General features: G+C 63.6%; 22 protein-coding genes, 3 pseudogenes and 1 riboswitch (1 of these 26 running past the window's edge). Of the genes and pseudogenes, 5 read left to right on the top strand and 20 right to left on the bottom strand.

Annotated elements, in window-relative coordinates:
- Window positions 1-29 precede the first annotated feature (29 nt).
- From ACD578_RS09445 to ACD578_RS09435, 3 genes are all read right to left on the bottom strand, one after another.
- On the bottom strand, window positions 30-1,316 hold the full coding sequence (locus tag ACD578_RS09445) for a TRAP transporter large permease (RefSeq protein ID WP_404292522.1): 1,287 nt from the start codon (window positions 1,314-1,316) through the stop codon (window positions 30-32).
- Window positions 1,313-1,810 carry a TRAP transporter small permease gene (locus ACD578_RS09440; RefSeq protein ID WP_404292520.1) on the bottom strand — a complete coding sequence of 166 codons (498 nt, stop codon included), beginning with the start codon at window positions 1,808-1,810 and terminating at the stop codon, window positions 1,313-1,315. The genes ACD578_RS09445 and ACD578_RS09440 overlap by 4 nt, the downstream gene beginning before the upstream one ends.
- A 168-nt stretch (window positions 1,811-1,978) precedes the next feature.
- Window positions 1,979-3,013 (bottom strand): sialic acid TRAP transporter substrate-binding protein SiaP, encoded by a 1,035-nt coding sequence (locus tag ACD578_RS09435; RefSeq protein ID WP_404292519.1) that lies wholly within the window; start codon window positions 3,011-3,013, stop codon window positions 1,979-1,981.
- Between the two features lie 317 nt (window positions 3,014-3,330).
- Here ACD578_RS09435 and ACD578_RS09430 point away from each other — a divergent pair, with 317 nt between their 5' ends.
- Together ACD578_RS09430 and ACD578_RS09425 are read left to right on the top strand one after the other, a co-directional pair.
- Window positions 3,331-4,518: a metallophosphoesterase gene (locus tag ACD578_RS09430; protein ID WP_404292517.1), complete on the top strand. Its 1,188-nt coding sequence runs from the start codon at window positions 3,331-3,333 to the stop codon at window positions 4,516-4,518.
- A 303-nt stretch (window positions 4,519-4,821) separates the two neighbouring features.
- On the top strand, window positions 4,822-5,064 hold the full coding sequence (locus ACD578_RS09425) for a helix-turn-helix transcriptional regulator (protein ID WP_404292515.1): 243 nt from the start codon (window positions 4,822-4,824) through the stop codon (window positions 5,062-5,064).
- A gap of 230 nt (window positions 5,065-5,294) precedes the next feature.
- Here ACD578_RS09425 and mnhG read toward each other — a convergent pair whose 3' ends face one another.
- The 11 genes and pseudogenes from mnhG to ACD578_RS09370 form a co-directional block, all read right to left on the bottom strand.
- The gene (gene mnhG / locus ACD578_RS09420) at window positions 5,295-5,672 is read right to left on the bottom strand and encodes a monovalent cation/H(+) antiporter subunit G (RefSeq protein WP_404292513.1); all 378 of its coding nucleotides are present in this window, start codon (window positions 5,670-5,672) and stop codon (window positions 5,295-5,297) included.
- Window positions 5,669-5,953, bottom strand: coding sequence for a K+/H+ antiporter subunit F (locus ACD578_RS09415; RefSeq protein ID WP_404292511.1), 285 nt, complete (start codon window positions 5,951-5,953; stop codon window positions 5,669-5,671). The genes mnhG and ACD578_RS09415 overlap by 4 nt, the downstream gene beginning before the upstream one ends.
- Window positions 5,950-6,438 carry a Na+/H+ antiporter subunit E gene (locus ACD578_RS09410; protein WP_404292509.1) on the bottom strand — a complete coding sequence of 163 codons (489 nt, stop codon included), beginning with the start codon at window positions 6,436-6,438 and terminating at the stop codon, window positions 5,950-5,952. Before ACD578_RS09410 ends, ACD578_RS09415 begins: the two co-directional genes overlap by 4 nt.
- Window positions 6,435-8,051 carry a monovalent cation/H+ antiporter subunit D gene (locus tag ACD578_RS09405; protein WP_404292507.1) on the bottom strand — a complete coding sequence of 539 codons (1,617 nt, stop codon included), beginning with the start codon at window positions 8,049-8,051 and terminating at the stop codon, window positions 6,435-6,437. The genes ACD578_RS09410 and ACD578_RS09405 overlap by 4 nt, the downstream gene beginning before the upstream one ends.
- Window positions 8,048-8,392, bottom strand: a complete 345-nt coding sequence (locus ACD578_RS09400; RefSeq protein WP_404293766.1) for a Na+/H+ antiporter subunit C — start codon at window positions 8,390-8,392, stop codon at window positions 8,048-8,050. The genes ACD578_RS09405 and ACD578_RS09400 overlap by 4 nt, the downstream gene beginning before the upstream one ends.
- Window positions 8,392-11,328, bottom strand: coding sequence for a monovalent cation/H+ antiporter subunit A (locus ACD578_RS09395; RefSeq protein WP_404292506.1), 2,937 nt, complete (start codon window positions 11,326-11,328; stop codon window positions 8,392-8,394). Before ACD578_RS09395 ends, ACD578_RS09400 begins: the two co-directional genes overlap by 1 nt.
- A 269-nt stretch (window positions 11,329-11,597) precedes the next feature.
- A pseudogene (locus ACD578_RS09390) lies at window positions 11,598-11,789 on the bottom strand (L,D-transpeptidase); the annotation flags it as partial.
- A gap of 56 nt (window positions 11,790-11,845) precedes the next feature.
- Window positions 11,846-12,646: an IS21-like element helper ATPase IstB gene (gene istB, locus ACD578_RS09385; protein WP_404292504.1), complete on the bottom strand. Its 801-nt coding sequence runs from the start codon at window positions 12,644-12,646 to the stop codon at window positions 11,846-11,848.
- Window positions 12,646-13,933 (bottom strand): annotated as a pseudogene (gene istA / locus ACD578_RS09380) (IS21 family transposase). Before istA ends, istB begins: the two are co-directional and overlap by 1 nt.
- Before the next feature lie 26 nt (window positions 13,934-13,959).
- Window positions 13,960-14,541, bottom strand: coding sequence for a L,D-transpeptidase (locus ACD578_RS09375; RefSeq protein WP_404292502.1), 582 nt, complete (start codon window positions 14,539-14,541; stop codon window positions 13,960-13,962).
- A gap of 391 nt (window positions 14,542-14,932) precedes the next feature.
- Window positions 14,933-15,021, bottom strand: a riboswitch (glycine riboswitch).
- A gap of 178 nt (window positions 15,022-15,199) precedes the next feature.
- A complete protein-coding gene (locus ACD578_RS09370) occupies window positions 15,200-15,616 on the bottom strand; it encodes a DUF3830 family protein (RefSeq protein ID WP_404292500.1) in 417 nt (138 codons plus the stop codon).
- 406 nt (window positions 15,617-16,022) lie between these two features.
- On the opposite strand from ACD578_RS09370, the gene ACD578_RS09365 reads away from it, so the two are divergent.
- On the top strand, window positions 16,023-16,577 hold the full coding sequence (locus ACD578_RS09365; protein WP_404292498.1) for a transcription elongation factor GreAB: 555 nt from the start codon (window positions 16,023-16,025) through the stop codon (window positions 16,575-16,577).
- A gap of 63 nt (window positions 16,578-16,640) precedes the next feature.
- Window positions 16,641-17,273 (top strand): nucleoside diphosphate kinase regulator, encoded by a 633-nt coding sequence (rnk, locus tag ACD578_RS09360; RefSeq protein WP_404292497.1) that lies wholly within the window; start codon window positions 16,641-16,643, stop codon window positions 17,271-17,273.
- Window positions 17,274-17,344: 71 nt separating this feature from the next.
- Here the strand turns inward: rnk and ACD578_RS09355 are convergent, their stop codons facing one another.
- From ACD578_RS09355 to ACD578_RS09330, 6 genes and pseudogenes are all read right to left on the bottom strand, one after another.
- Window positions 17,345-17,629: a hypothetical protein gene (locus ACD578_RS09355; RefSeq protein WP_404292496.1), complete on the bottom strand. Its 285-nt coding sequence runs from the start codon at window positions 17,627-17,629 to the stop codon at window positions 17,345-17,347.
- Window positions 17,630-17,985: 356 nt separating this feature from the next.
- On the bottom strand, window positions 17,986-19,434 hold the full coding sequence (locus ACD578_RS09350; protein WP_404292494.1) for a DUF5939 domain-containing protein: 1,449 nt from the start codon (window positions 19,432-19,434) through the stop codon (window positions 17,986-17,988).
- Window positions 19,435-19,450: 16 nt separating this feature from the next.
- Complete coding sequence (locus tag ACD578_RS09345) at window positions 19,451-20,362, bottom strand: DUF2182 domain-containing protein (RefSeq protein WP_404292493.1); 912 nt, start codon at window positions 20,360-20,362, stop codon at window positions 19,451-19,453.
- Window positions 20,363-20,373: 11 nt separating this feature from the next.
- Window positions 20,374-21,024, bottom strand: coding sequence for a DUF1326 domain-containing protein (locus ACD578_RS09340; RefSeq protein WP_404292492.1), 651 nt, complete (start codon window positions 21,022-21,024; stop codon window positions 20,374-20,376).
- A 681-nt stretch (window positions 21,025-21,705) separates the two neighbouring features.
- On the bottom strand, window positions 21,706-21,906 hold the full coding sequence (locus ACD578_RS09335) for a hypothetical protein (RefSeq protein WP_404292491.1): 201 nt from the start codon (window positions 21,904-21,906) through the stop codon (window positions 21,706-21,708).
- Between the two features lie 441 nt (window positions 21,907-22,347).
- A pseudogene (locus ACD578_RS09330) lies at window positions 22,348-23,244 on the bottom strand (HAD family hydrolase); the annotation flags it as partial.
- Here ACD578_RS09330 and ACD578_RS09325 point away from each other — a divergent pair.
- Window positions 23,244-23,734, top strand: partial view of a hypothetical protein gene (locus tag ACD578_RS09325; protein ID WP_404292490.1) — the 5' portion only. Its footprint extends 112 nt past the window's final position; 491 of the gene's 603 nt are visible here — the first part of the coding sequence; its start codon is at window positions 23,244-23,246; its stop codon lies beyond the right edge, outside the window. The pseudogene ACD578_RS09330 and the gene ACD578_RS09325 sit on opposite strands and share 1 nt — an antisense overlap.

Below are 23,734 nucleotides of genomic sequence, written 5' to 3'. Positions count from 1 at the left end.
GCTAACGGATCCATTTCGCCGAAGCTATTCTAGCGGCCGAGCACCAGGTTCGGCAGCCACGTGGTCAGCGGCGGCCAGAACGTGATCGCGACCAGCACTGCAAGCAGCGGCACCAGCCATGGGAGGATGGCCCGCGACATCGCCTCGAAACTGATGTTTGCAATTTTCGACGTGACGAAGAGCACGACCCCCACCGGCGGTGTGATCGTGCCGATCATCAGGTTGAGCACGAAGATCAGTCCGAATTGGATCGGATCAATACCGAACTGCGCCGCAGCTGGCGTCAGAATCGGGATCAGGATCAGCATCGCCGCCAGTGCCTCCATAAAACAGCCGACGAAGAGCAGCAGCAGGTTGACGATCAAGAGGTAGATCAGCGGCGAGCCGGCAAGGTCGACGAGCCAGGGGCCGACGAGCTGCGGGATGCGTGAGATCGAAAGACACCAGCCGAGCGCGGCGGCCGTCATCACCAGCGCCAGAACCACGCCGGTCGTTTCCACCGTCTGCACGACGAGCTCGGGTAGGTCGTTGAGCGAGAAGCTGCGGTAGACGAACAGGCCGAGTACCAGCGCATAGGCGGTCGCGACAGCGGCTGCCTCGGTCGGTGTGAAGATCCCGGCCATCATGCCGCCGAACAGGATGACCGGGGTCATGAGCGCCCAGTGCGCCTCTTTGTAGGCCACCCAGAGCTGCGCGAAGCCAGGGAAGGGATGGCGCGGCAGGTCGTTTTTCTTCGAGACGTAGACCACCATTGCCATCAGGGCGCCCGCCATCAGCAGGCCGGGAATCACGCCTGCGAGGAAGAGCCCGCCGATCGAGACGTCAGCGGAAACGCCGTAGATCACCATCGGCAGGGAAGGCGGGATGATCGGGCCGATCGTCGCCGAGGCGGCGGTGATGGCGGCCGCTGTCTCCGGGTTGTATCCCTCGTCTCGCATCGCTTTGATCTCGAGCGTGCCGACGCCGCCGGCGTCGGCCACCGCGGAGCCGGACATGCCGGCGAAGATCACGCTGGCGAGGATGTTGGCATGGCATAATCCGCCGCGCAGGAAGCCGACGCAGGCGGTGGCAAAGGCGAAGATGCGGTCGGTGATGCCGGCCGAGTTCATGATGTTGCCCATCAGGATGAACAGCGGCGCCGCAAGCAACGGGAAGGAAAATGCAGACTGCGCGATCTTTTGCGGAACGATGCCGAGAGGGAAGGCGCCGAAATAGGCGAAGGCGATTGCCGCCAGTCCCATTGAGACGAAAAGCGGCACACCGAGTAGCAGCGCGGCGAACCAGACTGGCAGGATCTGCAGCATCAGCGTGCTCATAGCGGCTGGGCTCCCGGTTCCTGAGCAGCGACGCGCCTGCCCGCCAGAGCCAGCGCGGCATCGCCAAGCGCCTGCAGGATCAGCGCGAGCGCCGCCAGCGGCATGACCACATAGAGTGCAGCAGCCGTAATTGGCAGCGCGATCGATTCGACATCCCAGGTCCGATCGATCAGGCCGAAGGAGTAGCGCAGGAGGACGAGGGCAAAGAGCACGACCAAGCCATGCGTCAGCAACTCGAGCGCAAGACCGAGCGGGGCGGGCAGCTTGTCGGCAAAGACGGTGATGCGGATATGCGCGCGCCGCCTGCTTGCGATGATCCAGCCGACGAACGCCGTCCAGACGAGGAGGTACTGCGCGAGTTCGTCGCTCCAGGCGACCGGCGCGTTAAGCTGGCGCGAGATTACGCCGATGAGAACGCTCGCGAGCAGCGTCAGCAGCAGCACAACGGCGCTCCAGCGCAGCAGTCTGTCGGCGATGGAGAGAAAGGAGTTCATCGACCACGGATCCTTTGGCGATGGCGGCGGCGTTTGCTTTTCATTCCGGCCGAAGCGGAGCCAAGCGCCGAGATCCATGGAACCGTGGTGGTTCACGATGGTTTTCGGCGCCGCGCCGCTCACACAGCTTGGCCTGAACGACGGCCGTTGCAGAGACGATACTTCACCTTACAGCGACGCCAGCGCATCCCAGGTGCCCTTGCCCCACTTGCTCTCAAATTGCTTCGGCACGCTGTCGAGCACAGGCTTGCGGAAGGAATCCATGTCCGGCTCGGTGACGCTCATGCCGGCCCCCTTCAGCGTCGCGACAAGGCCCGCCTCCTGATTCGCCAACTCCTGATCCTGCCAGGCAACGCCGTCGGCGATCGCCGTCTCAACAATGGCGCGATCAGCATCATTGAGGCTTTTCCAGAAGTCGGTGTTCACGATGATCAGGCGGGGAGTGATGATGTGGCCGGTTAGGATCAAATGCTTCTGCACCTCTTGCAGCTTGGCACTGTGAATGGTCGGCAGCGGGTTCTCCTGCCCGTCGACGGCACCCTGGCTCAGCGCCAAGTAGAGTTCGTTAAAGTTCACGGGTGTCGCCTTGGCTCCCCAGGCCTCGACCATGGCGCGGAACGTGTCGACCGGAGGCACGCGCAGTTTGAGGCCGGCGACGTCGGCGGCGCTCTTCACAACCTTGGTGCCGGTGGTGAGGTGGCGCTTGCCGTAATAGGTAACGGCGGCCATACGCATGCCGCGCTTTTTCTCAAGCTCGGCGTTCATCTGCGCGAAGACTGGCGCCTTGGCGACCTTCGCCATGTGGGCGGCGTCACGCCACAGATAGGGAGCCTCAACCACCGAGAGTTGCGGCAGGAAGGAACTGAGTGCTGCCGCGCCATCCGTTGTCATGGTCAGTGCGCCGGAGGCAACCGCCTCCATCATGTCCTTACCTGAACCGAGCTGGCCAGCCGGGAAGGACTGGATGTCGACGCGGCCGGAGGTCTTCTCCTTAACCTGCTTGGCAATGCGTTCGACCATCTGCACCTGCGGGTGCGTGGTCGGCAGCATCTCGCCCCAGCGCAATACCGTCGCCTGTGCGCGCAAAACACTGGGCATCGATACGGCAGCGCCGGCGACGGCGGATCCCAGAACGAAGGCGCGTTTCGTCAGTGTGTTCATCTTGGCTTCCTCCCAGTGCGGCCGATTCTTCGGCTCCTTCATGTGGACCACGCCAGCAATTCCCGGCGCAGCGTCGGTGTCGGCGCCCGGCTGCGGGCGCTACCGATATGCGTGCTCATCTCCTCGGCGGCACCGCCCTCGCACATCGTCGTTGTAAGGATGCATGAGAGGTTGACGGTCTCGGGGAGGCAATGGTGGATCTTCCCTGGTTGATCACTGACATGTTAGCGACAGGCTGGATAATCGGCAAGCTTGGCGGCATGCTCAAGATTGGCTGTTGCTTAGGCTGCCACGCGGTCTAGGTAAGCGGACTTCAGGCCGCCCGACCGTTCCCGTGCCTCTCCTGCCCAAGGACATCCATGTTCCACCTGATCTTCGCACTGCCGAGCCTCTATGTCCTGGAGCGGTTCGTGTGGTCGCTGCCCTGGGCGCCCGGCGGGAAGATTGCCCTTGCCGTCGTCTTGCTCATGGCATCGCAATACCATCTCTGGAGCCGCCTTTCATCCGGCTCGGTCTTCTCGCCCGAGTTCCCGCGGGCCCTGGTGCTTCTGTTCAACTGGGCGTTCGGGGCGATCGTGCTGCTGGCGGTAATGCAGGTCGCGCTTGATGTAACCGGGCTGGTGGCGAGGCTGTTTCGACCTGGCGGCTGGGCCACACCGGACGGCGTGCGCTACGCGGCCGCGGTCGCGGCCATGCTGCTCTCGGCGCTAGGCGTCTATCAGGCAGCGCGCGTACCGCCGCTCAAGGATGTCGAGATTACCATCCCTGGGCTACCGCCGCAGTTCGATGGCTACAGGCTTTTGCAACTGACCGATCTCCACATCAGCCGCCTGTTTCCCAAGGAATGGACGCAAGCGCTGGTCGAGAGCTCCAATGCGCTCGGCGTCGACTTGGTCGTGGTGACGGGTGACCTGATCGACGGTTCGTTTGAGGCCCGGCGCGCCGATGTGGAACCGCTCCGCGATTTGCATGCGAAAGACGGCGTCTGGGTCATTCCCGGCAACCACGAGTACTTCTTTGGCTACGAGGCGTGGATGCGCCATTACGCCGGCCTGGGGATGCGCGTGCTTTCCAACGACCATACGGTCCTGACCCGCGATGGCGGGTCGCTCGTGCTGGCCGGCCTTACTGACCTGTCAGCGCCCGGGACCCGCCATCCGGCACCGGATCTGTCAGCTACTCTTGCGGATGCGCCGTCAGATGCTCCGATCGTGTTGCTCGACCACCAGCCGAGGAACGCTGCGCAGGCGGCCGCACGGGGTGTCGCGCTGCAACTGTCCGGGCATACCCATGGCGGCATGATCCTTGGGCTGGATCGGTTGGTTGCGCGTGCCAATGGCGGTTTCGTCTCGGGCCGATATTCGATCGGGGGCATGACGCTCTACGTCAACAACGGCACCGCACTCTGGCCCGGCTTCGCGCTGAGGCTCGGGCGCCCGTCCGAACTGACACGCATCACCCTGCGGCGCGCGGCGCAGCAGGTCAGCCCTCATCGACAACCAGCCACGGGTTTGGGGCTGCGACAGCGTGCTACTGTCGCTTCATGATGACTTCACGGGGACAACGCCTTCCCGCGTACTGGCAACTTCTGGCCCACCCCAGAAGCAGGCCAGATGTCTGCTCGTGCCCTGAACGGAAGACGTTCCTGAAGGACTGAAGAATTTCAGAGCCTGACCCGAAGCTGTCCTTGATGATGAACCGAGTAGGCCTCTCTGGCCCAAACCCAATGATTGAGGCCCGCTGATTGGCTCTGTTCCGGACCCTGGACACTTTGCTTGTGTCGGTCGCCGAGCTATTCTAGGTTCAACCAAAATGGGCAGTTTTGCATGACCTGCGCAAGAGCATCCTGAATGCCGGTCTTAACACCTGAGCAATGCCGTGCCGCCCGTGGCCTCCTGGACTGGACCCAGGAGGAACTCGCCGAATGGGCGGATGTCTCGCGCAGCACCATTCGCGACTTCGAGAATGGTCGACATCACCTTCACCCCACGACGGCAACCCAAGTCGTGGCAGCCTTAGAAAGCGGCGGAGCGCTGCTGATCCCATCCGATGAGGCCGGCCCTGGTGTGCGGCTTCGGAAGCCTTTGTCCTAGGCTTCGATTACCTGTCGAGAAGGATCAAGGCTAGGCCGATCCAGGCTCCGGCCACGGGCGCCCAGTACCAGAACATGAGCTCGGCATCCCTGTTATCATCGCGCTAGCGGGGCCTGTATCGGGTGGGATCGGTCATGCACTTGCTGCTCCTCCGGCGGAGTTGGTGTCGGATATGGACCTGCAAAGGGCAGCCCCAAGCAAATTGCAACATTCGGAGCCTCAAGCCTTGCTCATTCCTCCTTAGGAGAGATCAGGTCCTTCACCGCCCAAGCCGCCGGAATATTCGGGCTACCCTCCGTTCGGTCGCGGTAGAGCGCCGCCCGGACGACCAGCATCAAGGTCACGGGCGTGGTCAGGGTGACGAACACGGCGATCAGTATCTCGTGAACGACCGGCCGCGCCTCAAGCACGCTGAAGCAGAGTGCGGATCCGGCCAGGATGCTTCCCGCGCCCAGCGTTGTGCCGAGCGTGGGGGCATGGACGCGGGCATAGAAGTTGCCGAGCCGCAGCAATCCAAGCGATCCGATCAGGGTGACGGCCGCCCCGACCAGCACCAAGAGGGCGGTCATCAGCGCGGCCCAAGCCGGCAGGGTCCCTGCTGCGTTCATTCGATCACCTCACCACGCATGAGGAACTTGGCAAGCGCGACGGTCGAGACGAATCCGAGAAGGCCGATGACGAGCGACGCCTCGAAATACAGCGTGCTGCCCGTGCGAATGCCGAATGTGACCAGCATCAGCATCGCGTTCACATAGAGGGTGTCCAGCCCCAGGATCCGGTCCTGCGCGCGCGGACCCGCGACGAGGCGGAAGGTGGCGCAGCACATAGCCAGGCCGAGCATGACCTGGGCGCTGGTGATGGCCCATCCGAGGATGACAAGAGCGTTCATTCGAAGATCTCCATCAGCAGCCGCTCGTAGCGGCCCTTGATCGTCCGGACCCACACCGTCTCGTCCACCAGATCGAGAACGTGCAGCAACAGGGTTCCCTTCGCGGCGTCGTAGTTCACCCAGATCGTGCCGGGCGTGGAGGTAATGATGATGGAAAGGACCGCAAGCCCATGGCGGCTGCGCAGCTCGAGCGGGATGGTCATGAAGCCCGCGTTCACTCCCGGCTCCCTGGAGCCCACGATGATCCGTCCGACCGCGAGATTGGAGTGCAGGATGTCGATCACCACCATGCCCACAAGACGCAAGGCTACTCCCGGTCGGCGGATGCGCGGCTTCTCGGGTCTTAGGGCTGCCATCGCCCAGGAGGCGAGGACGGCGATAACGCTTCCCAGGATGACGTGGCCGGCCGAGACCGATTGGTTCAGCAGCAGCCACAGAATGAGCAGGGCCAGAGAGAGCAACGGGTAGGGCAGGACTCCGCTCATGGGCGTGCCTCCCCATCGGAAGAGCCGACCCTCGGCGCATTCAGCACGCCTGTGACGTAGTCCTGCGGGGTCTGAAGAGCCTTCGTCGTTGCCTCCATGTAGCGCATGGCCGGACCGCCGCCGACGGTCAGGCCGAGGCAGAGCAGCAGAAGGCACAATACTGGGGCCATCTCGATGACCCGCACCCTGGGAACACTGTCGTCCAGGCGGGCCCAGAAGGAGCTGATCCCAGTCCTGGTCATGGCGATCAGGATCGCCAGGCCCGACACGGTCAGGAGGCCGATCAGCATCCAGGCCGAGGCCCGGACCGCGGCGCCGTCCGTCTTCAGCATCGCCGCCATCATGCCGAACTTGCCGATGAAGCCGGCAAGGGGCGGCAGTCCTGCCAGGAGAAGGGCGCAGGCGATGAAGCTGCCGCCGAGGAGGGCCACCGTGGCCGGGATGGCTATGCCGACCTCCTCGGGATCGTCGTCACCCTCGCCATATGCCTCCATCGTGACGGCCAGCACATCGGCGCCGGGATCGCGCATGCGCTCGATAAGCTCGATGAGTAGGAAGAAGGCGGCGATGCCCAAGGTGGAGGTGACGAGATAGAACAGGGCCGAGCCAATGACCGCGCCGCCTCCGGTGCCGATGGCTGCGATCAGCGTTCCGGACGAGACGAGCACGCTGCACCCGGCGAGCCGCGGCAGGGACTGCGCGGCCAGGACGCCCACCGTGCCGAACACGATCGTCAGCATGCCTATGACAAGCAGCCCGTCCCCACCGAATCCGGCAAGCGGCCCCGCCTCCACACCGAACACCAGCGTCCACAGGCGCAGGATGACGTAGATCCCGAGTTTGCTCATGATGGCGAATATGGCGGCGGCCGGTGCGGAGGCGGCCGCGTAAGTCGTCGGGAGCCAGAAGTTGAGCGGCCACGCGCCCGCCTTCATCAGGAAGGCGGTGCCGAGGATCGCTGCTGCGGCCGCCACGAGGGACGCGTCCCCCGGCGCAAGGGTCGGAATGCGGGCAGCGAAATCTGCCATGTTGAGCGTGCCGGTGACGCCATAGACCAGGCTGGCGCCGATCAGGAAGAGAAAGGAGCCCGTCAGGTTGATCGCGATGTAGGCAAGCCCCGCCCTGACCCGAGCGACTCCATCCCCATGCAGGACAAGACCGTAGGATGCCGCCAGCAGCACCTCGAAGAACACGAAGAGATTGAACAGGTCCCCGGTCAGGAAGGCGCCGTTGAGTCCCATGAGCTGGAGCTGGAAGATCGTGTGGAACCGCGGGCCCATCCGATGCCACCGCGCGAGCGAGTACAGCAGTGCCGCGATGCCGAGCACACTGGTCAGCACCAGCATGAGGGCGGAAAGGCGGTCCAGCACCAGCACAATGCCGAACGGCGCTGGCCAGTTGCCGAGCTGGTACGTTCTCACGCCGGATCCCGGAGGCATCATGTCGGCCAGGCGCAGCAGGACGATCGATGTAATCAGCAATGCCACCGTCGTGGCCATCCCGATTCCGCCCTTGACGGCCCGGCGCCGCTCGTCGAGGAGGAGCATTACAGCCGCGGAGGTGAGCGGTAGCAGGATCGGGATGACGGTCAGGTGATCGGCCAAGCCCGTCATTGCGGATCCTCCCGGCCATCCACGTGGTCGGTCCCCGTGAGGCCACGCGAGGCCAGCAGGACGACGAGGAACAGGGCCGTCATGGCGAAGCTGATGACGATGGCAGTGAGGACCAAGGCCTGTGGCAGCGGATCGGCGTAAAGCGCCGGGTCAACGCCTTCGGTATTCTCGAGGACAGGCGGGGCGCCGACACGCAGCCGGCCCATGCCGAAAATGAACAGGTTCACCGCGTAAGACAGCAGGGACAGGCCGATGATGACCTGGAAGGTGCGCGGGCGCAGCAGGAGCCACACTCCCGATGCGGTGAGGATTCCCACGGCCAGCGCGAAGATGAACGCCATCATGCGTTCTCCTTCATCACGGCTGGCGTTGCGGGGGTGTGCGGCCTCCGCGCCGGGCGCGGGTTGCGAACTGACTGGTGCGCCAAGGCGATCAGGATGAGCATCGTGGCGCCCACCACGACCGCGAAGACGCCGAGGTCGAACAGAAGCGCGGTGGCGGCGGGCACCTTGCCGATAGCGGGAAGGTCCAGGTACCGGAAATAGGAGGTCAGGAAGGGACGGCCGAACACCCAGGCGCCCATCCCCGTGAGGGCGGCGCACAGCAGGCCGAGGCCGATCCAACGGATGGGAAGGATCCGTAGCCGGGCCTCCACCCAGCGCGTTCCGCCCGCCATGTACTGAAGGATTAGCGCGATCGACATCGTGACGCCCGCTGCAAACCCTCCGCCCGGCAGGTCGTGGCCGCGCAGAAAGAGATAGATCGCGACCATGATGATCACCGGGAAGAGCCACTGCATGATCGTCGCAGGGATCGTGAGGTAATCGGCGAGGGTGTCGCCCGCGGTCCGGTCCGGTCTGGCCCTGTCATAGGCATCCTGCACCTGCTGCTGCTCCGGCGCCTCGACGCTCTCGGGTGCGGGGCGGAAGCGGCGCAGCAGGGAGAAGACAGTGATCGCCACCACGGCGAGCACAACGATCTCGCCGAAGGTGTCGAAGCCGCGGAAGTCGACCAGGATGACGTTGACGATGTTGCGTCCGCCACCCTCCACGTAGGCATTCTCGACGAAGTAGCGCGAGATGGCGTCCGGGAGCGGTCGCGTGAGCATCGCGTAGACGATCAGCGTCATGCCGGCCCCGGCCGCAACAGCAAGAGCCAGGTCCCGGGCCCGTCGCACCCTGGCCCGGACCCCCATTGAGAGACCTTCCCCAACAATCTCGATCCGCTTCGGCAACCAGCGCAAGCCAAGCAGGATCAGCACTGTCGTGACGATCTCGACGAGGAGCTGGGTGATGGCGAGGTCCGGGGCGGAGAACCAGACGAAGGTGATGCAGGTGACTAGCCCGGCCCCGCTCAGCAGGACCATGGCCGCGAGCCGGTGGTACTTGGCTTGGTAAGCCGCGCCGATGGCGCAGAGCCAGCCCACGATCCAGAGCAGGAGGAAGGCGGGATCGAATTCGGTGCTCGGACCGGAGCCAGTCTCGAACCCATTAGGGTAGAGCGGCCAGAGCGCCGCAATCACCGCGAAGGCCACCAGCAGCCGTAATTGCGGCTGAAGCCGCTTGGTGCCGAACAGGCGCTCCAGGGAACGGGCCCATTTCCATGACAGAGTGACGAGCACCCGTTCGAAGATGCGCTGGCCCTTGAGACGGCGCACCAGCGGAGGACCGTCGATGCCCTTCGCGAGGTATCCCTGTAACAGCCAGTACAGGATGACGCCTCCGCTCAGGGCGATCATGCTCATGAGAAGGGGCTCGTTGAAGCCGTGCCACACGGCCAGACTGTAGTAAGGCGTATCCGGCCCCAGGACCGCGCGCACCGCTGAGGCGAGGAAAGGCTTGATAGTCATCGCCGGGAGGATGCCGACGAGCAGGCACGCCACGACGAGGAACTCGATGGGAAAGCGCATCCAGTGCGGCGGCTCATGCGGCGTACGCGGCAGGTCGGTCGCGGGCGGACCGAAGAACACGCCATGGATGAACCGCAGGGAATAGGCAACGCTGAAGGCGCTCGCCAGCATGGCGAAGTACGGCAGGGAGTGGTCGAGGATCGAGTCGACGTGGAAGGCCGCCGCCTCGGCAAAGAACATCTCCTTGGACAGGAAGCCATTGAGCAGCGGTACGCCGGCCATGGCGGCGGCTGCGACCATCGCCAGAGTGGCCGTGATCGGCATGAACCGGAACAGCCCGCTCAGACGCCGGATGTCGCGGGTGCCGGACTCGTGGTCGATGATGCCCGCCGCCATGAACAGCGATGCCTTGAAGGTCGCATGATTGATCGTGTGAAAGATGGCCGCGACGGTGGCGAGCGGGCTGCTGAGCCCGAGCAGGAGCGTGATCAGACCGAGATGGCTAATGGTGGAATAGGCCAGCAGACCCTTCAGGTCCTGCTGAAAGATGGCTGCGTAGGCCCCGAGGACCAAGGTGCAGAGCCCGGCCGAGACCACGATGTAGAACCACGCTTCCGTGCCGGACAGCACGGGCCAGAGCAGGGTCATCAGGAACACGCCGGCCTTCACCATTGTGGCCGAATGGAGATAGGCCGAGACCGGGGTGGGCGCGGCCATGGCGTGCGGCAGCCAGAAGTGGAACGGGAACTGGGCGCTCTTGGTCAAGGCGCCGAGCAGGACCAGGATCAAGGCGGGCAGGTAGAGGCTGCTACGGCGGATGAGATCCCCGGAGGCCAGCACGTGGTCGAGATCGTAGCTGTCGACGATGTGGCCGATCAGTAGGATGCCGACAAGCAAGCACAGTCCGCCAGTGGCGGTCACCGTCAGGGCCATTCGAGCGCCGTCCCTTGCAGTGGCATTGTGGTGCCAGTAGCCGATGAGGAGGAACGAAAACAGACTGGTCAGCTCCCAGAAGAAGACCAGCTGTATCAGGTTGCCGGACAGCACGATGCCCAGCATGGCACCCATGAAGGCGAGCAGGAAGGCGAAGAATCGCGGCACCGGATCGGCGGGCGACATGTAGTAGCGCGCGTAGAGGGCCACCAGGAAGCCGATGCCGGTGACCAGCATGGCGAACAGCCACGTGAAGCCGTCCATACGTAACGTGAAGTCGAGGCCGAGGGTGGGCAGCCACTTGAAACCCATACGCAGAACGCCGCCGCGATGAACAGCAGGATACTGGAAGGCAGTCAGAACGGTGGCGCACAGGGCCACGGTCCCTGCCAGGAAGGCGGCGCCGTTCCTGGCATCCTGCCGCAGGCAGACGGCAATGAGGCTCCCGATGAACGGAAGGGCGACGATGGCCAGGAGGGGCATGCCACTCGACATGGATTGTGCGGTCTCCTTCCGGACGGGAGCGCGGACGAAACTCCGAAACTGGGGCGATGTCACCCAATATGGTTGACATGAAGGCCAAGACGCAAGGACTTGGCCTGACAAATTTTACGCCAGGGTAGGGACCGATGGGGGCGGCAGTACGTCCGACGGTCCCTACCCAAACCATCGGCAACCCGGTTGGAGCGATCTGCGGCTCAATGCATGCGCCGCTCCGGATCGGTTGGATGACGGATGAGCGCCCGCAACCAAGGTTGGGCGAGTTAAGCGGATGGCTCCATAGTGGCATCGGCCGTCCGCGTGTCCGGGAGGACGACCACCGGGGTTCCGACCGGGACGCGGTTGTAGAGGTCGAGAATGTCGGGATTGAGCATCCGGATGCAGCCGCTCGACACGGCCTCGCCGATGGTGCCAGGCTCGGTGGTGCCGTGGATCCGGTACAAGGTGTCCCGGCCATGTCAAGCGAACCGAAGAATTGACCCCTTGAGCGAATTGAAGATCTAACCCCCTCTCATTGCTTTGTGGCTCCCTCGGTTTCGAATGCCGCTCCAGCCTTTTGCAGTAGGCCGGAACGGCGCTTTTCGCGCAGCCGGTAGCTGTCACCGCGGATGGTGATCACCGTCGAATGATGCAGCAGGCGATCCAGAATCGCCGTCGCCACAACGGCGTCGCCAAACACCGATCCCCATTCGCCCACGGAGCGGTTGGAGGTGATCAGGATCGAGCCGCGCTCGTAGCGGCGCGATACCAGCTGGAAGAACAGATGCGCTGCATTGGCTTCGAACGGCAGGTAGCCGAGCTCGTCGATGATCAGCAGCTTCGGCCGTGCTAGGATCGTCAGCTGCTTGTCGAGCACGCCATCGTCATGGGCCTTGGCCAGCATCGCCACCAGCGTGGCAGCCGTGACGAACTGCACGCTGCAGGTCTGCCGGATCGCCTCCCGCCCGAGCGCCACCGCTAAATGGGTCTTGCCGGTGCCTGGAGGTCCTAAAAGCAAAACCGCGTCACCATGCGCAATCCAGCGGCAGGTCGCCAACTCCCGGATCTGCCGCGGATCCAGCGACGGCTGCGCGTCGAACTCAAAGCCGTCGAGTTCCCGCACAAACGGGAACTGCGCGATCTTGCTCGCCATGGCAATCCGCCGCTCGTCGCGCCGTGCGATCTCGCGCCTAACCAGGAACGCCAGGGCCTCGCGCAAGGTCATGTCGGAACGGGCTGCTTCGTCCAGCAGCGTGTCGAGCTGGTCGCGGATCGCCGTCAGCTTGAGCCGGTCGAGCATCGTCACCAGCCCCTCGTGATCGACACCCGTCATCACCAGCCTCCTCCCACAAGCGCCTCATACTCGGCCAGCGGCCGCAACAGGGCGGGAGGCGGATCGAGGTCCGCCGACGCCGATCGCACCGGCCCGGCCGCGCCGACCACGCCGGTCAGGTGCGCCCGCTCGACAATCCGTTGCCGGCGCCCCCGGCACAAGGCATGGTCGGCCACCACCTCACCGGCATGGCGCACGATCACCCGCCCACCCAGCACCACCACCTGGACGCTCTCCCCGATCAGCCGCCAGGGCACCGAGTAGCTGTTCGTGTCCAGGTCGATGGCGCAGTCCGCCTGAACCTTGCGCACCAGATCCCGCAACTGCCCAAACGGGGCTCGTCCGCCGAGGGGCGAAGCGCCCCGGCCTCGGACGCAAAGCGCTCCGCCGGAGCCACGCCTGTCGTGCCATGCACCCGCTGATCGGCGATCTCGCGCGTCCACCGGTCCAGATGGGCCTCGAGGGCCGCCCAGCTCTCGAAGCAGCGGCCGGCAATGGCGTTCTTCTTGACGTAGCCGACCCCACGCTCGTCCTTTCCTTGGTGCGCGCCCGGTAGGGCGCACAGACGCGCGGGGTAAATCCCCAGTAGCGGGCAAAGGCGTGAAGCCGTCCATTGAAGCGCACCTCCCGTGTTGCCGCATCGTGATGCTCGACCAGCGCCTTGGCATTGTCGAACAGCACTTCGGCCGGAACCCCGCCAAAGCGCAGAAAGGCGCCTTCCATACCCTCGAACCAGTCCGCCTGGCGTTCCCGCAGCGAGGGACGGATATGCAGCCGGCGCGAGTAGCCCAGGGTGGCCACAAACAGGTGCACCCGCACCCGCTCGCCACCGATCCACACCCGCGTGTCGCCGAAGTCGATCTGCATCTGCTGACCCGGTGCCGTCTCAAACCGCACGGTTGCGCGCATCTGCGCCTTCAGCTCGCGGCGCCAGCGTTGCACCCGCAACTCCACCGAGCGCAGCCCGATGACGATCCCGTGCTCGCTCGCCAGTTCCTGGCGGACCACGTCGGCATTGCCGCCATGCCGGAAGAAGCGCTCCCGCAGCCAGTCATCCAAGCCGTCGAACGCGGTCCGGCGCACGGGCTTGCGGAACGCCACAGCCCCGCCCTCGCGCAAATACCGCCGCACTGTGTTGCGGGCGCAGCCGAATTCCTTGGCCAGCCGCTTGGCACCCCAGCCAAGCTCATGAAGCCGCAGCATCGCGGCCACCTCCTCAGCCTGAAGCATCTCCTCTCCCCGCATCGTCCGCGACAATGCAGGATCCACTGAAACCCCAGTCGACATCTATTCCTCCTTTGCCAAGGAGGGGGTCAGTTCTTCGTTTCGTCAGGGGGGCAGTTTCTCAGTTCGGCCGACAGGCCATCCTGGAAGAGGTAGAGCGCCCGCGGCCCCAGGGGATTGTTCGGTCCCGGAGACATGCCGTTCGCCCAGCGCCGATTGCGCTCGGGATCGCGCTTGATCATCGCGGCGGTGGGTGTCCAGCGCGGCCAAGTCGCCTTGCGGTCCACCTGCGCCCGTCCCGCCCATTTCATGCCGTCGGCGCCCACCCCAATGCCGTAGCGGAGCGCGCGTCCGTTCTCCCGCACGAGGTACAGGTGACGGTTGGCCGTGTCGACCACGATGGTGCCGGGCCGCTCCCGGGTGTCGTAGGCGACTTCGCGCCGGAGAAACTGCGGATCGACGGTCGAGATGTCGGTGGCCGGGAGGGGAAACTTCTCGTTCGGCTGCGGTCCATACATGGCGACGTAGGTCGGATGCGGCGCCTCGAGAGCAGCGTCCTGAAGCGTCTGCGTCGAGACGCAGCCCGCCAGTGTCAGGGCCAGCAGCGTGATGCCGATCACCGCAAGGTGCTTGGACGGGTTCCGGCGAGAGAGGAGACTGAAAGGAGACATGGGATGAGTTTGCTTTTGACGGGAGGTTAAGAGGATGACATCCGCACGCACGCTTCCGGCCCTTGCGCCGCACGGATCCGTGATGGACGTGTGGTTCACGAGCGGGGAAGCGTGCAGTCGGATCGAGGCGGGGCTCAGTTAGTGAGCGCCTGCGCCAGCTTACAGGGCGTGCTGCTGGCCGAGGGGCGCAGGTTCGCAGGCCAAGATGGCCCGGCATCGGTGCGCACGAGGATAGTGGGGGAAATGCATGATCAGGCTCCGAAAAGGCTCCGCACGCGGATTGCATGCGAGCCCCCTCTGTCATTGGCCTGAGAGCTTCATCGCAGCCGACTTGCTCGGGCGCGACTTACACCGTGGGCGGGAGCGGGACGCTCCGCTTTTCAGAGTGTTTCACCGACAAGCGGTCCTCGGTGCCTGAGAGTTTCCGGGGCGGTTGCTCCTTCGGCGGCCAGCACGCTGGCTCTCTCCCGCTTGCAATGGTTGGGAGACTAGGCCGGTTTGGGGCGGAATTGTGAAGCTTGGACGCGGCCCGCACCTCTTGCTGCCGATTTGAGCCAGAAGGCGCTGCCCTGTTGCGGGAAGGGCACATGTTGCAAGGGTGCCGTGACGTGCCAGGATGCCGGCCATGGCTTTCTGCATAACCTCATGGGGAAAGAGTTCAGTCGAGACGCTCAAACAGGATGTCCTGCGCGCCTTCCCAGAGGGTCTTCGTGCCGAGCGCAAAGAGATTGTCCTGCCCCTTGCTGATCGTCAGGAAATGATTGCCCGCGAGCTGGCCCATCTTGCTCGCGAAACGGACCCCACCGTAAGCCAGAAGCAGTTCGGTTTCGCTGAAGCCGCCAGGATAGAAGATGAACTGACCGGGCGCCGGATAGCTTGTCGCATTTTCGAAAGCGAGGCCGAAATTGGTACTGCCGAGGGGGATCCAACAACCTTCTCCGCTCCAGCGCACGTGAATGATCCGCTGCTTGTAGGGCAGCAGATTCAGGAACAGTTCGCAAGTCTTCGGTGCGGCTTCCTGCTCGAGCCTCGCTTCGAAATCGAAGGGCCCGGCCTCGATGTGGAGGAGGGTCATCGGTGTTTCTCCGTCAGGATATCGCGAACGCGTGATCAACGGCAACTGCGGGACACCAACACGTTGTTTTAGGAGGGGTGCGGGTTCGAAGCTCCAGATCGGGATCAGGCTGCCTTCACGCTCTGGAGCATTCTACAACAGTCCCAATTCTTGAATATCATCTTTTGATGATTACGTTCGTATTGTCATGATTACATCGCGTCACATTCTCGTTCTCCGCGGAGGCTGCCTCTTCGCAGGCCGCTGAACCCCGAACTCGGGCGCGCGCCATGCGCCGCTGTGGTTCGGGGTCATGACCAATCTTGCAAAACTGAATCCAGCAAGCCCGGTCACGGGTGAGAGCGGCCGTCTGTCTCGAGGCAGCGCGCTCGCGAACCCGGATCGGTGCGTCCAAGAGGATCATCTCATGAACACAAACATCGACCTGCCGCAGGTCACCATCGCAACGCATGATTACAACCGTCTCATGTCCGTCGCCGCCATGGATCGCCACGAGCGCAAGCCGCATCGCCAGTTCCTGATGTCCGAGCTGCGTCGGGCTACGCTTTGCCATCCCGACGCGTTGCCTGACGACGTGGTCTCGACCAATGCGAACGTCACGTACAGGATCGATGGCGGACGGCCGACGGCGCACGTCCTGGTCCATCCACAGGACCTGCTCTGGCTGGGTGCCGAACTGTCGGTGCTGACGCCACTGGGAATCGCGTTGCTCGGTCTTCGCGTGGGCGACTGCATGCCGTTCCGGACGGACCGCAGCGGGCCATGGCACGAGGTCGTCGTGGAAGATGTCCAGTTCAGGCTTCTGCCGGGTGAAGTGGAGCCTGGCGGGAACGCACCCGATCCGTCAGGCGAGCGGCATGATAACGCGTGGGACGATCTCGACCGTCGGCTTGACAACGCCCTGATGGAGACTTTTCCGGCCAGCGATCCGGTCTCGGTCATCGTCTGCGGACGGTCCTGACACGAAGAGCTTGAATGCTTGCCGCTTCTTGGTTGCGGGCACCATGCCGAATTGGAGAAGACAATGGATGATTTGAACCTGCCTCCCATCACCATCTCTGCGATCGATTACGATCGACTGTCCCGGATCGCGTCCGCTGGCGTTCACAATCAACGCTACACGGTCGCCGAGATGCTGGCAGACGGGCTCAATCGCGCGATGATCGCGGCACCCGGCGCAATCCGCCCGGATGTCGTGACGATGCATTCGGAGGTCGAATACCAGGATGAGGTGACCGGCCAGACCCGCCGCATTACCTTGGTGTATCCGGGTGAGGAGGATTCGAATGCCGGACGGTTCTCGGTCCTGATGGCGGTCGGTACGGCCCTGATCGGTCTGTCAGGGGGACAGTCCATGGAATGGCACGGGCCAACGGGCGGTCGGCGCAAGATCACGTTGCGACGGGTGCATTTCCAGCCCGAGCGAATGGCCAGCCTTGGCGCCCGAATCCGAAACGGGAACATGCCGCAGGGACTTTCCAAGCAGCGGAAAAGGAGAAGAAGGGTGAAATCCGAAAACAAGATCTTGGACACCAGGGAGTCGCGCAATCTTCGGCCAGCCGAAGCAAAGGCTGTCGTGGTTCCGGCGTGGGCACCTCAACCCAACCCTCTGACCCGCGAGGAGATCCGGAAGCTCGTGATCGACCAGATCGGGTAGCAGCGGCCAGCCCGGAAAACGGAATACGGGAGTTCGGTCGAGGTTGTGTGCAAACTCCGGCCCATCCGAACTTACAGGAGACGAACCATGCACATCCTCGCAGCGACGGACTTCTCGACCCGCTCGCCGCAAGGCCCGCTGGCGCGGGCATGCGATCCCAGGCTATAATCCGGGCGGATCGCCGCAGCGACCTTCTCCGGATCCTGCGGCTGTGCGCGCGGGCCCACGTTCTGGCCCCAATAGCTGTAAGGCCATCCGTAGAAGCCGCCCTCCTGCACGGAAGTCAGGTAGTCCGGAACGAGGTCGGGGCCGGTCGAGACCTCCGCGATCCAGAATAGCTGGTGTGCGACACCCATGCCTTGAAAAGAGAGCCAATCTATATGGATAGGGCACCTGAAATGCAAAGCTTGCACGCGCTGATGTCTGCCATTCTCAAGCGCAGCAATGTCAAGGTTCTAAGCCAGTGATGGCAGCGCATAATCTTCACCCATGGTTGCGTCTGCGATCAGAACGTGTGGTACTTTATCCGACGGCAATCCTCGGCGGTGTTCGCCTTGCGCGTCGATGCTCCAAGCTACCGTGGTTGAGAACGGCGCATCCGTCATTAGCAAGGATGGAGACCATTCGTATGCCGATGGCTCGAAGCGTAAGGACCGCTTGTCGCACTTCTCGGAAGTAGGTCGTAATTCCGCGAAGCGGCGAAGAGCAAACGTTACACAGCCGGAGAATTCGCGGAACCGATCCGGAAGACCGGGATCTGCTGATGTATCCCCTTCAGCTGGGCCATCTCCTGCTGCATGGCAAAGGGCGCCAGAATGTCTTTGACGCCCGGTGCGCTCAGAACTTCACCCGTCAGACAGATCTCCTTTGCGCCCGATAGGTTCTGAACGCGGGCTGCGATGTTGACCGTTTGACCGAAGTAATCGAGGCGCTCGTTCAGCGTGACCGCGATGGCCGCTCCCCGGTGAATGCCGACCTTGAGAATGACCTCCCGGCTCGGCAAGCGGCCATTGAACACTTCCATGTCCTGCAGCATCGCAAGTGCAGCCCGGACGGCATCCGCCGGCTCGACAAAAGCGGCCATGACAGCATCGCCGATGGTCTTGATAATCGCACCGCCATGCCGGACCGTGACATCTCGCAATCGCTCGAAGTGCTGCTGCACTAGGGACAGGGCGTTGAGATCGCCGATCCGATCATAGAGGTCGGTCGAGCCTTTCAGGTCGGTGAAGAGCAACGTGATGTCCCGGACACGGATCCCCTCGACCGCCCGGATCGCTTCCGAGCGGAACAGGTCTCGAAAGGTCTGGGTCGCAAGCAGGCGGCTGCCTGACAGGTAGGACAGGAAGTCGAGTTCGGGAATCGCCAGGATCGGCAGGTCCTTGGCAGGCACGGCGGAGATGCCAAGAAATCCTTGCTGACCAGTTTCATTCTCGATCTCAAACACAATCCGTCCTGGCGCCACAGTGCCCTCGGCTGGCTCGCAACGGTTACCCAGGTAGCGGATGCGGGCGATTTGAGGTGACGTAGCCGGTTCGCCTTCAACCCGGAAGTCAAAACCGGCATCAGTGTCGGGTCCCCAGGCATGCAGGAGCCCTACCTTGGCGTTGACCTCGAGCTGCGTCATTCCTGGCGGCAGGTAGCTGACGGCGGAAGTCCAGGACCTGAGCATCTGGACGAAAGGTGTTCCGTCGGGCAGCAGTCCCTCATCCGTCAGCTTGTAGGCGAATGCAAAATCCTGGGCTGTAAGGGTCTCGGGCCTATGGAATGCGATCGATCTGATCTGCGGTGAGACCGTGAAGGTGACCGCGATGTAGTCGTCGAGCGTTGCTTCCACATCAGCCCGGCACATGGCACAGTGGAACTGATTGCGCACCCCCTTGAGGCTGCCAAAGCTCTCAACCACGCAGGAGCAGGCTGAGCAGAGCAGAAGCCAGTCCATCTCGAATAGGCCCAGGAACGCTCCGTGCAGGAACAGATCGATGGTCTCGGCCTCAGCGATGTTTTTCTCAGTGGCAAACCGGATCGGATTGATCCGGAACAGGGCGACATCATCGGCCACCCGGATGTGGCTCTCCAGCTTGGACATCACGCGCGGGTTCCAGGCACGAGCTGCCTCTAAGGCCGCGAGGCGCTCGTCCAGAATCTGTTCATGAACCATCGCTTCCATCGCGCACCTACCCTGGCCCGCGCCCGATGGCCGCGGCAAGCCATGGCATCAAAGCGGCGCCGCTACCAACAGCCACCCCGAGGATGAGCAGCGCAACGCCGATGCCCGCCGATGCCCGCTGACCTAGCGGCAGCAGCTTCTCGATGGCGACCACAAGCGTCAGCAAAAGCATCCAGGCCACGCTCATCACGCCGGCAGCAACCAGTACGGCGAACAGGGCCCAACAACAGCCAAGACAATAAACGCCGTGCCGAAGGCCCATCCGGAGAGCACCGGCTCGACCATCGCGCCAGTGCAGGGCAACAAACGCCAAGGGCGAGCGACAATGGGCAAGGCACGTGCGTTTGAGCGGGGTGAACTGATACAGCCCGGCGCCGACGAGAACGGCCCCGAGGGCGAGAGGCATCCAGCGCTCCCACTCGGCGCTGGACAGGTGGGCGATAACCGAGCTGCCGGCTTGGACAAGGATGTAGACGAGCAGGCCGGCAGCCAGCCAGACCAGCAGGTATCCGGCAATGAAAATCCACGTCGGGATGGTCATGATCCGTACTCGCCGCGCCTGGGCGGCCGCGAAGGTCAGCACCATTGGCGTCATGGCGGGAAGCATCATCGCCGCCATCATCACTGTCCACATTGCCACAAACGCAACCGCTTCCTGCAGCGACCAGACGACTACTGGCGTGCCCGTCATCGCCATCCCGCTCATGCTGTCCATGCTCATGCCCTCCATTGTCGAGCCGCTAGGTACCGCGATGCCCGTCGGCTTGGCCATGACGAAGGCTTGATACAGAGTCAGCGCCCAAGCTCCTGCGGTCAGGACGCCGAGCGACAGCAGTAGGGACAACCGCGCCCGTGCCGGAGAAAGCACCGGGTGCAGCTTTGCAGGGTGGCCGGTTCTGTTTGAGATAGGCTCGGGCACCGGCAGACCTCTCAAGGCGAGACGGGGTCCGGTCCGGCCCAGGCAAACGGGATGTGCTTGCTCGACCGACTCTCACCGGACCATTGGAAGCCAAATCCCTCTGTGCGCACATCGACCGATCGGCCCCAGGTGGCGACTTGCCCGGGTCCGACCTCGGATCCCGGCGGATTGAGCGTCTGGACCCGCTGACCCGGCGGTGTTGTCGGCCCAGTCAGGGCCTCCGCTCGCCCGACGACCCGGTTTGGGATCTCGGCTCGCCAGAAGGCAAGATCGTGCGCGACTTCAAAGGTGATGGGGACGAATTCGATGCCCCGGAATTCGCCGATCAGAGCGGCAAACTGGGCAGGCCACCCGCCGGCTTCACCGACAAAGATCCGCTGCAGGGCCTCGCGCTGCTGCCCGTCGGCTTTTTCATCGATAAAGAGGCCCATCGCGACCGCCGCGTCCCCAGCCCATACGTTGCCCTCAAAGGCCGCAAGGGCGAGCAGATTCAGATTGTCCAACTGGACATCGCCAAAATGACCTTGCCGGACATGCCATGCCAGCATGCCCTGGCAGGCGTTATTCGTTGGGGCTTGGGCGAACTCACAGGGGCAGGGGATGTCACAACTGCAGATGTCGAACCAGTCGCCGGCCAGACGCCACTCAGGGACCGTTGCCATTGGGTGTCCCTCCGTGAAGTTGAAATCTTACTCCGATCTGCGGCGGTGAGCGTACGGCTCGATGCCAACCAAACCGCAAACTATTACGCGATGGCACAGCCGGATCAGGCAATTTCATATTACTACCATCCGGCAAACCCAACAATGGCGACCAAACCTGCAACCGCCTTTCTCTCAGGCGGGGTCACTTGGCAGTTGTCCGAAGAGCCGAACTCCACTGTGGCTGCTCTCACTTATTAGACGTCGAGAGTCCGAGACAGAAGTGAGCGGAAGGTGAGGACCTGAGCTCAAAAATCACCGAGCCTAAGGTTGTGCCACTGCGATCTGTGGCGTGAAGCTCAGTCATTCGCCCTCCGCGGATGTCCGGACAATACTTCCGCAATGTGAAGCAAGGGCCTTCCGCAGATCTGGTCAACGGACAAGCGTTCACGTTGCTCCAGCGTCGGAATGAGGACAGAGAGCGGACGTTCAGATGCATCCGCCCTACGTCGCTGGTTGCCCGCTTCCAGACCTTCGACGATTGTCCTCACATACCCCTTTCCTGCAGGTTTTTGCACACGGGGATGCGAGATCAGAACCGAGCGCTGATGCCGAGGATCGGCCCGTGCTGGATCATGTCGAACTCGTAGCGACGGCGGCCCTCGCCTTGGACATAGTCGACAGAGAGGGCCCGGTACCCGATCACGCCCGAGAATGTGATGCCCTGGTAGGTGCCGAACTCGAAACCGTAGCCGCCGATAGCCTGCCAGGAAAGTCGCTCCCGACGCCGAAGCCGCCGATGTCGCCGCGCAGGAAGAGCTCATGGCCCGGCGCCATCGCATAGCGGATCCGGGCACCGATCACCGGATCGAGCCAGTCGACGGACCCGGAGCGGGCGAACACCCGAGCACCGGCGATCTGGAGGTCGCCGATGTCGACCGCACCTGCGATGTCGAACGAAAGATCCGCTTCCTAGTGCCAGTAGCGCGCGCCAGCGAGGATATTGAACGCCAGCGACCCCGAGCGCACGACCTCGTAGGCAGCCCCGACCTCGATGATGGCCATCTCGATGTCGAGGTTGAGAGAGGTGCCGAGCGTTCCGGTCACGCCCGGTGCCAAGGTGCGCGTGCGGACATTGCCGCCCTCGACACCGACCTTGCTCCAGACCTGATCGCCGTAGAGCGCAAACGGGCCGTTGCGGGCCTCGATGTTGCCCATCAAGGCTACAAGGCTATCGCTCTTCTCGACGATGTCGATGAAGCTCGCATCGACCTTCACCGAGCGCCCGCGCACGGTCTGGGTGCCCGTCAGCGCGGTGAGCCAGCCATAGGGGGTGACGTGGTAGGTCCACCCGGGCACGGCGGGGGCCTCGAGCGCCTTGTCGAGGTGGCCGACCTTCGATTGGCGATCGTAGGCGTATTCCCGCTCCGCATCGGTGTGATGCACCACAAGACCAAGCCTGCGTTTGCCCGCCTCGGTGGTCCATTGCAGCATCTCGAGATCGCCGTCGGAGTTCCCGAAGGCGGCGATCGGCCGGCGGCCGATCGCCTGGTTGATGCCGACGGGCTTGCCGGGACCGTCATCCACGAAGTCGACCTGGGGCAGGCGAAACAGCGTCGGCCGGCCATCACGGCGCTCGTACTTCGTGACGATGCGGGAGCCGATGATCTGCTCCGGCGGGATGCCGTAGCGCTCTTCGGCGAAAGCCCGGATGAATTCGGCTCCCCCGCCGGACGCGATGTAGGTCTTGAACCCGTTGGCGCGCAGGTAGGCCAAGACTTCCAGCATGGGCTGGTACACGAGCTCGTCGTAGCGGCGGCCGAAGCGCGGGTGCTTGGCGGTCGCGAGCCATTCCTTGACGCCTTGCCGGAACTCCTCCGGCGTCATGCCGGCATGGGTCGTGGCGACGATCTCGACGGCCCCTTTCTCCCCGGTGGCGGCAAGTGCCGTCATGTCGGCGTCGAGCACCGCCTTGAAGGGCTGCGTGTCCTTCCATTCCGGATGCTGCGGCGCCAGCGCCTTGACCCGGTCGAGCGCGTAGGCGAACTGCACGTAGATCGGCTGCTCGATCCACAGCGTCCCGTCATTGTCGAACGTGGCGATCCGCTCCGGCGGCGGAACGAAGTCGGGGGATCCTTCCCGGGTCACGTCGGTGACGAAGGCGACGATCGCCTGTTTCGCCGGACCGTCGTTCCACGAGGGCAGCGGGTCGGTCTGGGCGAAGGCAACCGAGATCCAGATTGCGAGACCTCCTCACGCCGGATCTCGTCGCGGAGTTTACCCGAGCGTATCAGGAGGAGGTGAGTCGGCTGACGAAGGAGGCAAGTGGCAAGGCGGCGGAACTCGAATCAAAGCTCCTGGGCGTTCAACGCAAGATCGACGGCATCATGCGAGCGATCGAGGACCGGCTGCACCAGCCTTCGATGAAGGCGCGCCTTTCAGAGTTGGAGGCCGAGAAGGTGAGCCTTCTCGGGCAGCAAGCAAACTCGAACATCGTACCGAACGTTTCGGTGCATCCGAACCTCGCGGCGGTTTACCGCCGCAAGGTCGAAGAACTGGAAAGCCTCCTTGAGGATGCCACGCACAAGGATGAGGCGATGGAGCTGATCCGCTCGCTGATCGAGAAGATCGAACTCGGCCCGCGCGAGGAGGGGGGATTGGACGCGCTGCTGCACGGCGATCTTGCGCGCATTCTCGCTCTTTGCTCAACGGGCACTGAGGAGGCGAGGTC

It is taken from the genome of Microvirga sp. RSM25 (assembly GCF_044784385.1).
GTDB lineage: Bacteria > Pseudomonadota > Alphaproteobacteria > Rhizobiales > Beijerinckiaceae > Microvirga > Microvirga tunisiensis.
This window is presented reverse-complemented; position numbering and strand designations above follow the sequence as displayed.